The following is a 12,779-nucleotide window of genomic DNA, read 5'->3' as shown; positions in this document are numbered from 1 at the left end:
TCGCAGTCTCACGCCTGGACGGTGTGCTCGCAGACCTGCCGGCGGTATTCCGCCGGCGTGACGTTCATGTGCTGCCGGAACACGCGATTGAGGTGGCTTTGATCGGCAAAGCCGGCGAGCAGCGCGATCTCCTTCAGCGCGACGCGGTCCTTGCGCAGATGCTGGCACGCATGCTCGACCTTGCGCCGCAGGACATAGGCGTGCGGCCGCATGCCGTAATGAACGCGGAATTTGCGGGCGAACTGGACCGGCGTGCAATTGCAGATGTTCGCGAGCTCCTCCAGCGTGATGTTCCGGAAGATGTTCTGCTCGATATAGTCCTCGATCAGCCGGGCATGCGCCGGGCGAAAGGGTCCTTGCGCGCAGGGCATCTTGAACTCGATCGCCGCATATTTCCGCAGGATATGCACGCTCGCCTGCAGCGCCAGCGCATCATAGCAGAGCCGTCCACCGGGACCGCCCGCGGCGACTTCCTGGACCATTTGATCGTTGATCCAGGTCAGCATTGGGTCTTCGACCTTGAGCAGGTCGTGAATCTCGATCGTTTCGGCGTCGCGGTCGAAGGCATCGCTCGCGGTCTTCGTCATGAGGGCAGGAGAGATGTAGAAATGGCTGACCTCAATGTCGTTGTTCCAATGCCAGCTTGACGGCTCTGCGCGCGTCATGAGCGACGTGACGCCGCGACCGACGTGATCCTGCTTCCATGCGCCGGTGACGCGGCGGTTCATCGACGTCACGCCGTCGCGATAGAGCACCAGGAGGAAGTTTGCCGACGGCGGGACCCAGATGTCCGACGGCGCATAGCGGAAAATTCGCAGCCGGAAATCGCTTCTCCCGACTGACAAACTATCCAGCTTCATCTCGCCGGGAGCGTAGCGCGGCAGCTCCTCGACCGTGATCAACTGGCCCATCGCGTGAGCCTCCTCCCTGGGATTGGTGGCGCGGTTGACCGCTTGTTCTTGGCCGGACGGCTGAGCGCAGAATAGGCCGCTTTCGCCATTTGCCAAGGAGACCAATGGCCGGTCGGGCAATTGAACGGCGGCGTTCCAGAGATTGTCGGTTTCGTCCAAGCCGCGCGGCCGAACGGCCCGTAGCCTGCTCTGCGTTTCGGCGACAGCGCGAGCGGTCGAGACCCAAATTGACGCAACGCACCATCATCCGGCGACACCGCGGATGGGAAGGTGCGTGCGAGAAGCCAGACACAGGAGGAAATCATGACCGAGACCGTCACAAGGTCGAATGGAAGCAATGGTGCGCATGCAACCACCAAGCTCGACGCCGTGGTCGTCGGCGCCGGCGTCGCCGGTCTCTATCAATTGTTCCGCCTGCGTGAGCAGGGATTGAGTGTGAAGGCGATCGACGCCGGGTCTGGTGTCGGCGGCACCTGGTACTGGAACCGCTATCCCGGAGCACGCTTCGATTCCGAAGGCCACACCTATCAGTACCTGTTCTCCGAGGAGCTCTACAAAGGCTGGAGCTGGAGCGAGCGATTCCCGGGCCAGCCGGAAATCGAGCGCTGGCTGAACTACGTCGCCGACCGCCTCGATCTCAGGAAGGACATCCAGTTCGGCACCACGGTGAAGAGCGCGCATTTCGATGAGGCGACGCAACGCTGGCTGGTCGCGACCGACCAGGGCGACGTGATCGATACCCAGTTCCTCGTCACCTGCTGCGGCATGCTCTCGGCCCCGCACGTGTCCTTCCCGGGGCAGGAGACGTTCAAGGGCAAGCTGTTCCACACCGCGCGCTGGCCCAAGGGGCCGATCGAGCTCGCCGGCAAACGCGTCGGCGTGGTCGGCAACGGCGCGACCGGAATCCAGGTGATCCAGTCGATCGCCGGTGAGGTCGGCCACCTCAAGGTGTTCATCCGCACCCCGCAATACATCATCCCGATGAAGAACCCGAAATGGGATGCGTCGGACGCCGAGGCCTACAAGTCGAAATTCAAATTCCTCACCGAGCGGCTGCCGAAGACGTTCACCGGCTTCGAATTCGACTTCGAGCACGCTTGGGCCGACCTGACGCCGCAGCAGCGTCGCCAGGTGATCGAGGACTGCTGGAACGACGGATCCCTGAAGCTGTGGGTCTCGTCCTTCGCCGAACTGTTTTTCGACGAAGCCGTCAATGCCGAGATTACCGAATTCGTCCGCGAGAAGATGCGCGAGCGGATCAAGGACCCCAAGCTGTGCGAACAGCTGATTCCTGCCGATTACGGCTTTGGCACGCACCGCGTGCCGCTGGAGAGCAATTTCCTCGAGGCTTTCCACCGACCCAATGTCGAGATCGTCAGCGTGAAGAACAATCCGATCGCCCGCATCACGCCTGAGGGCATCCAGACCGCCGACGGCACGGTGCACGAGTTCGACATCATCATCCTGGCGACCGGCTTCGACGCCGGAACGGGAGCGTTGACGCGGATCGACATCCGCGGCCGTGACGGGCGATCGCTGAAGGACGATTGGGGCAGGGACATCCGCACCACGATGGGCTTGCAGGTCCATGGCTATCCGAACCTGTTCACGACAGCAGTGCCGCTCGCGCCCTCGGCCGCACTCTGCAACATGACCACCTGCCTGCAGCAGCAAGTGGAGTGGATCGCCGATTGCATCAGATATTTGCGCGGCAAGAACCTGAACGTCATCGAGCCGACCAGGGATACCGAGGATCAGTGGGTGGCGCATCACGACGAGACCGCCAACGCAACGCTGATCGCGAAGACCAACTCCTGGTACCTGGGCTCCAATGTCGAGGGCAAGCCGCGCCGGGTGCTGTCCTATTGCGGCGGTGTCGGCACCTATCGCCAGAAATGCGACGAGGTCGCCGCGAGCGGCTATAGCGGTTTCGCCACGCAGTAGGGCCGATTTCGTAGCCCGGATGGAGCGAAGCGTAATCCGGGACCAGTGACACCAGCTGCACCAACCCCGGATTTCGCTTCGCTCCATCCGGGCTACGCAGGTCAACATCACAAGAATATTGGAGGAAGACAATGAGCACGAATTTCAGTGCGGCCGCAGATGCAATCCTCGACGGCGTCGTGACTTCAAACCCGCGCGTTCCCGGCGTCGTTGCGATGGTGACCGATCGCCATCGCAACATCTATGAAGGTGCTGCCGGCAAGCGCCGCCTCGACCAGCCCGCCGATATGACGGCTGATAGCGTGTTCGCGATCTTCTCGACCACCAAGGCGATCACCGGGACGGCCGTCCTGCAGCTCGTCGAGGAAGGCAAGCTCGATCTCGACGCGCCGGCCAAAACCTATGCGCCCGACATCGGCAAGCTCCAGGTGATCGAGGGTTTTGACGACAAGGGCGAGCCGCGGCTGCGTCCGCCGAAGCGCGACATCACAACCCGCATGCTGATGGTTCATTCCGCGGGGCTGAGCTACGACTTCATCAATCACACCTATAACCGGCTGGCGCAGGAGAAGGGGCAGCCCAGCGTCATCACGGCATCCAAGGCGTCGCTGATGACGCCGCTGCTGTTCGATCCGGGCGAGCGCTGGGAATACGGCACCAACATGGATTGGTGCGGCCAGATCGTCGAGGCCATTACCGGCCGCCGACTCGGCGAGGTCTTCAAGACGCGGATCTTCGAACCGCTCGGGATCATGGACACGACGTTCGAGCTCACCGACGCGATGCGCCGCAAGCTCGCCGGCATTCACGCCCGCAACGCCGACGGCTCGCTGACGCCGATGGATTTCGAGCTGCCGGCCAACCCCGAGATCCACATGGGTGGCCACGGGCTTTACGGCACCATCGGCGACTACATGCGCTTCATCCGGATGTGGCTGAACGACGGCGCCGGCGAGCACGGACGGGTCCTGAAGGCGGAGACCGTGCGGATGGCGGAGAAGAACCATCTCGGCAACAACAAGGTCACCGCGATCACCGGCGTGATCACCTCGCTCGCCAACGACGCCGAGTTCTTCCCCGGCCAGTCGAAGTCCTGGGCGCTGAGCTTCATGATCAACGAGGAGCAGGCTCCGACCGGCCGCCCCGCCGGCGCGCTGGGCTGGGCCGGTCTCGCCAATCTGTTCTACTGGATCGATCGGCAGAACGGCTTTGGCGGATACTGGGCGACGCAGATCCTGCCGTTTGGCGATCCGACGTCCTTTATCGGCTACATCAATTTCGAGACCGCGTTCTACGAGTCCCTGAGGCTGCGCAAGGCGGGATAGGGCCAGCCAATCGGAGCGCGCTAAAGGCTAGCTCGCTCCGAGCAGCTCCGTGATCAGCCCCGCTGCCTTGATCCCGGTGCCGCTAATGATGACGACGGTGCGCTCCGCCGGCCGGATCGCGCCGCGCGCCTTCAGGACATCGAGCGCGGCGGCGGCCGAGGCCGAGGTCGGCTCGACGAACAGACCGGTCTGCGCCAGCCGCTTCAACGCGGCGACGATGCCGTCTTCGGGAATTGCGACGGTGCCGCCGCCGCTCTCCTTCAGTGCCGCGATCATCTGCTTCAGCCGCAGCGGATGCTTGATCGCGGTGCCCTCGGCGATGGTCTTGCGGACCGCGCGATCGATGGGCGTGTCGACGCCGGCGGCAAAGCTGGCATCGACCGGCGAGCAGTTGAGCGGCTGGGCCGCGAACAGGCGCGGCAGGCGCGCGATCTGCCCTGCCGCGAGCAGTTCCTTGAAGCCGATATAGCAGCCGAGCAGGCTGCTGCCGGCGCCGACCGGCATGATGACATTGTCGGGCGCGGTGAAGCCGAAATCTTCCCAGATCTCGTAGGCCAGCGACTTGGTGCCCTGCAGGAAGAACGGCTGCCAGTTGTGGCTGGAGTAGAAGATCTGCTTCGACTGGCGGATCGCTTCCGCCTCGGATTCCTCGCGCGGGCCTTCGACCAGCTGCACCTCGGCGCCGAAGGCGTGCATCTGCGCCACCTTCATCGGCGACGTCGTCGCCGGCGCAAGGATCCTGACCCGCATGCCGCCCGCCGCGCCATAGGCCGAGACCGACGCGCCGCCATTGCCGGAAGAGTCCTCCAGCACCGCATCGACGCCGAGTTGGCGCAGGAACGACAGCATCACGGTGGTGCCGCGATCCTTGAAGCTTGCGGTCGGATTGAACCATTCGAGCTTGAAATGCGGCCGCAGGTCATCCCACGCCTTCTCGACCGCCGGCGTGCAGCCTTCGCCCATCGTGATCGGTTGCCTGATCTCGACCGGCAGCGCCGCGCGGTAGCGCCACAGCGACCGCGTCGCGCGATCGATGTCGTCGCGGGAGATGCCCGGCAGCGGCGTTATCAGGAGCGGCTTGCCTTCGTCGGAGCACCAGCGCGGATTATCCAGCGGATAGAGCTTTCCGTTGAGCGGGTCGATGTAGCTGGGTGAAGGCATGTCGTGAAATCCCAAACGCGAGTGGCATTCAGAGGCCGTTACGCCGCGCCGGCCTGCCTGCTCAGATAGCTCTTTGCAAAATCGAGACACCAGTCGAGGCATCCTGGATTGGCCATCGCATCGCGATTGATGACCTTCTCGACGGGGTGGCCGAGCAACAGCTTCTTGACCGGCAGCTCCTGCTTCTTCCCGGACAGCGTGCGCGGAATTTCCGCCACGACGAAGATGTCGTTGGGCAGGAAGCGGCGCGACAGCCCGGCCTCGACCGCCTTGTTGATCTTGGCCTTCATCGCGGCATCGAGCGCAATGCCCTCGCGCAGCACCACGAACAGCGGCATGTAGCTGTCGCGGCCGAGATATTCGAGGTCGACCACCATCGAATCCAGCACCTCCGGCAGCGCCTCGATCGCGGAATAGAGCTCGCTGGTGCCCATCCGCAAGCCATGGCGGTTGATGGTGGCGTCGCTGCGGCCATAGATCACGCAGGAGCCGTCGGGGTTGATCTTGAGCCAGTCGCCATGCCGCCACACCGGGCCGCGGCCGGACCCGTCGAAATTGTCGGGGTAGGTCTCGAAATAGCTGGAAAGGTAGCGCGCGTTGCCGGGATCGTTCCAGAAGCGCAGCGGCATCGAGGGCAGTGGCTCGGTGCAGACGAGCTCGCCGACCTCGTCGATCACCGCGCGGCCCTGCTCGTCGAACGCCTCCACCGCGCAGCCGAGCAGGCGGCATTGCATGATGCCCGGCGTCTGCGGCAATTCGCGATTGCCGCCGATGAAGGCGCCGGCGAAGTCGGTGCCGCCGGAAATATTGGCCCACCACATATCGGCCTGCGCGGCGTTGCCGTTCTGCTTCGCAAGCGCGGCGAAGCGCTCGTTGAACCAGGCCTGGGTGTCGGCGCTGAGCGGCGAGCCGGTCGAGCCGAGCGTGCGCAGGCCGGAGAGATCGCCGACGGCAGCGAGATCGATTTCCGCCTTGGTGCAATTGGCAAAGAACGCCGCCCCTGCGCCGAAGAAGGTCGCCTTGGCGTCGGCGACGAAGCGCCACAGCGTGGTCCAGTCCGGCTTGTCCTTGGTGCCGCCGGGACTGCCATCGAAGATGCAGCAGGTCGTGCCGTTGAGCAGGCCGTTGGCCTGGCAATTCCACATGATCCAGCCGGTCGAAGAGTACCAGTGAAAACGTTCGCCGAACGAGTTTGGCTGATAGCTGCAACCGATGTCGTTGTGCAGCGTCGAGAGCGGCAGCGCCACGACGATGATGCCGCCATGGCTGTGCAGGATCGGCTTCGGCAAGCCGGTGGTGCCCGAGGAATAGACGATCCAGAGCGGATGATCGAACGGCAGCCATTCCGGCTCGAAGGCGTCGATCTCCGCACTCCGGCCCGCGAGGATCGCTGACAATCGCGTCTCGGACGGCGCGGCGTCGCTGTGCAGGATGACATGCTGCACGGTCGGCAGCGCGCGCCGCAATTCCTCGATCACACCTTGCCGGTCGTGGCGCCGGCCGGCATAGGTCACGGCGTCGCAGGCGATCAGCACCTTCGGCTCGATCTGCTTGAAGCGATCGATCACCGCGGGCGCCGCCATGTCGGGCGCGCAGACGCTCCAGACCGCGCCCAGGCTCGCGGTCGCGAGGAACGCGATGATCGTCTCGGGAATGTTCGGCAAGTAAGCGGCGACCCGGTCGCCGGCGCGCACGCCGTTAGCCTTCAGATGCAGCGCCAGCGCTGCCGATTTGCGCTGCAGTTCGGGCCAGCTCGTCTCCGAGAGCTTGCCGTCCTCGCCGCTCGAGATCAGGGCCGGCAGCCCCGCGGCATGCGCCGGCGCGACATGGCGGAAGACCTGGCGCGCGTAGTTCACCGAAGCGCCGGGAAACCACACCGCGCCCGGCATCTTGCGCTCGGCCAGCACCGCCGAATGCGGCGTCGGCGAGCGCAGGTCGAAATAATCCCAGACGCTCTGCCAGAAGCCGTCGATATCGGTCACCGACCAACGCCGCATCGCCTCGAAATCCGCAAATTCAAGGCCGCGCGTCTGCTTCAGCCATTGGCGGTAAAGGGCCATTTGCGGGACGTAAGCTGCTGTCATGGGCGTTTCCGAAAGTTCTTGTGTCGTGGCAGGCGATCGAGGCCCGCCAGCGTGTCTTAACATAGTGATGCGAGCACGGGGAACGCAGTCGAGCAGCAAGCTGCGTCATATTCTTACCGCCGCCGCAGCGTGCTATTCCATCGGCCGCGGCTGATTCCATGCGGCAACCGAATCGAGTGGCCATGTCCGTCGGCGAACTCTTCATCCTCGGCTTCTACGGCAAGGTCATTCCGCCCTGGCTGAAGGAATTTGCCGCGCAATTCGGGCTCGGCGGGGTGATCCTGTTCGACTATTCCTGCCAGACCCGGCAGTACGACAACAACATCGCCTCGCCCGCGCAGGTGCAGTCGCTCTGCGCCGAGATCGCGGCGCTGCCGTCGCGGCCGCTGGTCTTCATCGACCAGGAGGGCGGCCTGGTGCGCCGGCTCAAGGACAGCTGCGGTTTTCAGCCGCTGCCGAGCGCGAAGGAGTTCAATCTGCTCGCGCGCGCGGACAAGCAGACGGTCCTGGCCGCAAGCTACGGCGAGTTGCGCCGGCTCGGCATCCGCTACAATTTCGCGCCTGTCATCGACGTCCACTACAATCCCGACAATCCCAATATCGGCAGGATCAAGCGGTCCTATTCGCCCGATATCGGTGAGGTCGAGGCCAATGCCCGGCTGGTCGACGCTGCGGCGCGGCAGGCGGGAGTCGGCCTCTGCCTGAAGCATTTTCCGGGCATCGGCGGTGCAAGCGTCGATTCGCACCTGGAGTTCATGGACATTTCCGATGCGCTGCGTCCCGAGCAGGAGGAGCTGTTCTACGCGCTGGCGCCGCGCACCTATGGCGATGCGGTGCTGGTCAGCCACGCCATTGTCCGGCAGTGGGACGCGCAGCGTCCGATGACATTGTCATCGGCCGGGCTCGGCCGGCTTCGCCGTCGTCTGCCCGAGACGCTGCTGATCACCGACGACATGCAGATGCAGGGGCTGCAGAAGGCGCTCGGCACAAGCGCGGCCAGCCTGCAGTCGATCGCCGCCGGCATGGACATGATCTGCATTGGCAACAATCTGTTCGACCAGGAGCAGGAGATGACCGGCATCGCCGCGGCGGTCGCGGGTGCGGTGCAGGATGGATCACTCGATCAGGCCGCGGTGCGGCGATCCATTGCGCGTGTGCAAGAGCGCAAGGCGCTGTTCGCCTGACGGCGTTGAACCAAATTTTGCGTCGGGCGACCACAAGGGGTGGAACCAAATTTCATTGCCGCGATTTAACAATGACGCTCATCGGGGCTGACAACCATGAAGATGCTCAAGCGTCTCTTCCGATTGACCTGGCTACGCCGTGTCGCACGCAACCCAGCCGATTTTCCGCCTGCCTCCATCGATCCTGACGAATTCAGCCGCCTGCTTTGCAGCGGGCGCGCCGAGGATTTGCGGACGCTGGCAAAGCGATTGAGCCAGCGCTCGCGGGCCCACGCATAGGCGGTGGATCGGATCCAATCGCCAGCCCGGTCTTCGGCCAAAACCGGCAAGTCCGGCGCGCGGCCGTGACTCCCGGCATCGGTCTCGATGCGACCGGCTACTGCTTTGCTTTTTCATGATTGCCGATCCCGACCGCCTTGTAGTCGTAGGTCGGGTAGAACTCGGTGTGGTAGGCGCCCCAGGCGCTGTTCTCGATAACGCGGTTGACCTCGCGCAGCCGCGATGCCGGCAACCGCAGCGTCACCACCTGGCCGATCCCCATCATCACGTACCAGCTGACGACCTCGACGCCCTCGAGCGGAAACGCCTTGTAGAAGCCCTGCCGCTCAAGCTGGGCATTGAGTTCACCGAGCGGTCGTGACTGATCATGCTTGAAGAAGATGGTGAGCATGACGGCGTTGTCGGGCGTCGGCGTTGCATCGCTGGTCGGCGCGGTCTGGGCCTGCGCGCCTGCGCCAAGCAGCAGTGCCGCGGCGAGCGCCGCAATCGTCATCCAGGAAATCCAGGATCCGTTCCGCCCTCGGTTCATGGCCGTGCCCTTATTGCTGATCGAGAGGCGGCGATCATCGCGACGCCTGTCGGGGCTGTAAATTGACATTCGCCTGATCCGATCCCTACCCGATGCGCACCCGATGCTGCCCGGCTTATGTGAACCGTCTCATAGGTGCGCGTGCCCGCGTGCGGTATGCCGACGCCATCCCGATGCCCAGAGGGATGATCGATGACGACCCGGCGAATGGCGTATTGGTGGTTCAGGTTCGTTCTTTCGGGGCGGTTCCTGCAAAAATTCCTTCGGCTCCGGCGCCCTTGAGGCGATGCCGGGCCGCTTTTTTCAATCCGGAACCAGGGGTCGGAAACGGCTGGCCGAACCGTTGAAGGTCAATGCCGGGCCGCGCATCCCGCCGGTGGCCACCTCGCTTACCCGTCCCGTAAGAATACTGTAATTCGACTCAAATATGCGAGGTTTGTTGCCAAATCAGCGGTAATCTGCGCCTGCTTGGCAGGTCGGGGCCCGAGGTCACAGTTGCGTCACCCGTAGTTCTACGGAGTCCCGTGTTAACGCGGCCACAAGTTCACCTTTGGTAAACCATACTTATGACGCAACATGACAACCGAGCCGAGGCGCGCCTTCCGGCATGGACGGGTGGAACCGCGACCCTCGAGCCGCAGCCGCTTGAGGCTCAGGGACCCGCAGTGCCGCGGCCGCAGGCGGACGCCGGTGCCGCGATCGTCCGGCAGTTCAATGGGCCGGTGACGGCGCTGCTGCTCTATATGAATGAGCTGAAACAGCACAGTCAGCAATTCGCGCACGCGCCCGGCAATGGCGTCTATCTGCGGCAGGTGATCGAGAACGCGCTCGAGCAGACCGAGCGCGTGTCCGCGATGCTGAAGCAGATTTCCGACCTCTATCCCAATGCCGTCCCGCCCGCCGATCTCAAGCCGCTGGGCGACGACAAGCCGGCAGGCTCCCGGTCGCCGGATGTCATGTTCGCGCCGGAAGCCGGCCGCAAGCCGTTGACCAAGCGCGAGCGTGAAGTGCTCAGCCTGATCAGCGACGGCTATTCCAACAAGCAGGGCGCGCTGCGGATGAACATCAGCCCGCGCACGTTCGAGAGCCATCGCGCCGAGGCGATGCGCAAGCTCGGCGCGCGCAACACCGCCGATCTCGTCCGCAAGGCCTTGCTGCATTCCGCATAGAGCGATTTCAAGCGAAGTGGTTCGCGTAAAGGAGACGCGTCAAAACTGAAATCCAGGGCTACGTTCCGATTCCATCGGAACGCTCTGAGCGGTGTTCGGTTCGTTAGAACCAGGTTCTCAGAAATCGTCTTCTCAGAAATCGTCTTCCGCGGCGAAGCACAGGCGCGGCGCGAGCCGCGCGGCCGGCGCGGATGCCTTCGGTTCATCCGGAACGATCGTGACCACCCATGCCGCCGTCGCGCCAGACTTGCTTTCGACGATCGCGCGCACGCGTCCCGTGACGGTCGCGCCGGCCGACCGTACGGTGGCGGTCCGGCCGTTGAACTGGGCCATGCGGAAGCGCCGGGCTTCCTTCCGGTCGGTCGTCTGGTACGTGAACATCGGCTCCCCCGTGCGTCCACGTGAATGTGAGGAAACAGCGTTATCCGACGATGAAAATCGCACGCCGTAGAAGTACGGCTTGCACAGGGGTCAGAGCGCTTTTGAGCGAAGCGGGTGCCGGCTCGCGCGAAGAAGACGCGGCAAAAACAACAGACGCTAACGGCCGACTTCCTGACAATTCAGCAGTCCGGCATATTGCGCCTTGACCGCGGCGTAGCATTCGCACGCCGTCTTGATCAGCCCATCCGCGTTGGTGATCTCGATGTGCCCGCGGCTGTAGTGGATGAAATTGGCCTGTTGCAAGGTATGCGCGACCAGCGACACGCTGTTGCGGCGCGCGCCGATCATCTGCGCCATCGCCTCCTGCGTCAGGACGATCTTGTTGCTGCCGGAGAGATCGCGCGTGTGCAGCAGGCATCGCGCCAGCCGTGACTCCACGGTGTGCGCGGCGTTGCAGCCGGCGGTCTGCTGGATCTGGGCATAGACGGCGAGCCCGTGCCGGATCAATCTCGCGCGAAGCGTCGGGCTCTGGCCGGCAGCTGCGCGCAACGGCTCGAGTTCCACGGTCGAGGCGACGCCGGGCACCAGCACCGTGGCGTTGTTGAGGACAGGCCCTTCGACGAGCGGGGCGAATGCGCCATAGATGCTGTCGCGGCCGACCATCGCGACCTGCACGCGCTCGCCTCTTGCCAGCTTGACCACCAGCGAGATCACGCCCTTGTGCGGCATGTATGTCCGCTTGAGCATCTCGTCGGTTTCGACTAGGACCGAATCGGCCGCGAGCTCGACCGTCCGCAGATGCGGCCGAATCAATTCGAAATCACTCGCCGAGAGCGACGCCAGGAATCCGTTGGGTGATCGAGGAACCGTTTCCAAAGCAACCTCCAGCCTGCCGGCAAAGCTTGTCTCTGGGCCCAGGCTGGCGCGTGCAGCTGGACGTTCATGCAACCTATTCTGGCACGTCAAGGTTCCAATGGAAACATGTCTTGCTTCCAATAGGAATGCGCCTATCGCCGCACATTCGGGTTGTGCGCGCGGTCACAGTTGGGGCTGGGCGGCGCGCCGGTCAGTCTTCCGGCCCGATCAATTGTTCGGCGTGCGCCTTGACCGTCGTATAGCATTCACACGCCGCCTTCCGCAGGCCGTCGATATCGGTGATCTCGATATGACCGCGGCTGTAACGCAGGATACCGGCCTGCTGAAACCCATGCGCGACAATCGAAACCGCATTGCGCCGGACACCGATCATCTGCGCCAGCATCTCCTGGGTGAGCGGCAACGCCTCGCTGCCGCACAAATCGCGTGCGCGCAGCAGCCATCGTGACAGCCGTGCCTCCACCGGATGCGAAACATTGCAGGCGACGGATTGCTGCGTCTGCGCCATCAGCGCCTGCTCATAGAGCGCAACCAGGGTCCGGAAATCCGCGCTGCGATTTGCTGCCTCGCGGAAATCCTCCGCCCGCATCATCGAGGCTGAGCCTGGCACCACGACAATCGCATCGGCAAGCAGCGGCCGCTCGTGCAGGGCGGCAGACGCGCCCACGACGCCGTCGCGACCGACGGTTGCAATCTCGACAGATTGCCCGTCGGACAGATTGATCATCATCGAGACCACGCCGCTATGCGGAAAATAAACCCGCTGCACCGGCGCGCCGGCATCGGCGAGCGCCGTTTCCTTGGTCAGGTCGACGGTTTCCAGGAGGGGATGAAGTTGCGCGTACTCCGTGGGGGGAAGTGCTTGCAACAGACGATTGGGCGGACGCGATACCGCGGACATTGCTGCTCCTGCCGAGGGCGGGAGCACTACGGTCT

The 12,779-nt window shown here is 63.9% G+C and carries 12 protein-coding genes; 5 read left to right on the top strand and 7 right to left on the bottom strand.

Annotated elements, in window-relative coordinates:
* Positions 1-8 precede the first annotated feature (8 nt).
* On the bottom strand, positions 9-911 hold the full coding sequence (locus J6525_RS14760; RefSeq protein ID WP_225645234.1) for an AraC family transcriptional regulator: 903 nt from the start codon (positions 909-911) through the stop codon (positions 9-11).
* A gap of 303 nt (positions 912-1,214) precedes the next feature.
* Between J6525_RS14760 and J6525_RS14755 the strand changes: the two genes are divergently transcribed.
* The gene (locus J6525_RS14755; protein WP_225645233.1) at positions 1,215-2,855 is read left to right on the top strand and encodes a flavin-containing monooxygenase; all 1,641 of its coding nucleotides are present in this window, start codon (positions 1,215-1,217) and stop codon (positions 2,853-2,855) included.
* A gap of 131 nt (positions 2,856-2,986) precedes the next feature.
* Positions 2,987-4,180 carry a methyl acetate hydrolase AcmB gene (acmB, locus tag J6525_RS14750; protein ID WP_225645232.1) on the top strand — a complete coding sequence of 398 codons (1,194 nt, stop codon included), beginning with the start codon at positions 2,987-2,989 and terminating at the stop codon, positions 4,178-4,180.
* A gap of 27 nt (positions 4,181-4,207) precedes the next feature.
* Here the strand turns inward: acmB and J6525_RS14745 are convergent, their stop codons facing one another.
* Positions 4,208-5,341, bottom strand: coding sequence for a threonine synthase (locus J6525_RS14745; protein ID WP_225645231.1), 1,134 nt, complete (start codon positions 5,339-5,341; stop codon positions 4,208-4,210).
* Between the two features lie 38 nt (positions 5,342-5,379).
* Complete coding sequence (locus J6525_RS14740) at positions 5,380-7,488, bottom strand: acetoacetate--CoA ligase (protein ID WP_225645230.1); 2,109 nt, start codon at positions 7,486-7,488, stop codon at positions 5,380-5,382.
* A 119-nt stretch (positions 7,489-7,607) separates the two neighbouring features.
* Here J6525_RS14740 and J6525_RS14735 point away from each other — a divergent pair, with 119 nt between their 5' ends.
* Positions 7,608-8,609, top strand: coding sequence for a glycoside hydrolase family 3 N-terminal domain-containing protein (locus J6525_RS14735; protein WP_225645229.1), 1,002 nt, complete (start codon positions 7,608-7,610; stop codon positions 8,607-8,609).
* A gap of 96 nt (positions 8,610-8,705) precedes the next feature.
* The gene (locus J6525_RS14730) at positions 8,706-8,888 is read left to right on the top strand and encodes a hypothetical protein (protein WP_092090013.1); all 183 of its coding nucleotides are present in this window, start codon (positions 8,706-8,708) and stop codon (positions 8,886-8,888) included.
* Between the two features lie 97 nt (positions 8,889-8,985).
* Here the strand turns inward: J6525_RS14730 and J6525_RS14725 are convergent, their stop codons facing one another.
* Entirely contained in the window at positions 8,986-9,381 is a 396-nt protein-coding gene (locus J6525_RS14725; RefSeq protein WP_225645228.1) for a hypothetical protein, read from the bottom strand.
* A 602-nt stretch (positions 9,382-9,983) separates the two neighbouring features.
* Here J6525_RS14725 and J6525_RS14720 point away from each other — a divergent pair.
* Positions 9,984-10,586, top strand: coding sequence for a helix-turn-helix domain-containing protein (locus J6525_RS14720; protein WP_092090012.1), 603 nt, complete (start codon positions 9,984-9,986; stop codon positions 10,584-10,586).
* 132 nt (positions 10,587-10,718) lie between these two features.
* Here J6525_RS14720 and J6525_RS14715 read toward each other — a convergent pair whose 3' ends face one another.
* From J6525_RS14715 to J6525_RS14705, 3 genes are all read right to left on the bottom strand, one after another.
* Positions 10,719-10,967: a hypothetical protein gene (locus tag J6525_RS14715; RefSeq protein WP_092090011.1), complete on the bottom strand. Its 249-nt coding sequence runs from the start codon at positions 10,965-10,967 to the stop codon at positions 10,719-10,721.
* A gap of 156 nt (positions 10,968-11,123) precedes the next feature.
* Positions 11,124-11,843 carry a Crp/Fnr family transcriptional regulator gene (locus J6525_RS14710; protein ID WP_092090036.1) on the bottom strand — a complete coding sequence of 240 codons (720 nt, stop codon included), beginning with the start codon at positions 11,841-11,843 and terminating at the stop codon, positions 11,124-11,126.
* 190 nt (positions 11,844-12,033) lie between these two features.
* Positions 12,034-12,744 (bottom strand): Crp/Fnr family transcriptional regulator, encoded by a 711-nt coding sequence (locus tag J6525_RS14705; protein WP_063779960.1) that lies wholly within the window; start codon positions 12,742-12,744, stop codon positions 12,034-12,036.
* Between the last annotated feature and the right edge of the window lie 35 nt (positions 12,745-12,779).

It is taken from the genome of Bradyrhizobium australafricanum, from assembly GCF_020329495.1.
Lineage (GTDB): Bacteria > Pseudomonadota > Alphaproteobacteria > Rhizobiales > Xanthobacteraceae > Bradyrhizobium > Bradyrhizobium australafricanum.
The sequence above is the reverse complement of the archived record's forward strand: the minus strand, read 5'-3'. Positions and strand labels throughout refer to the sequence as shown.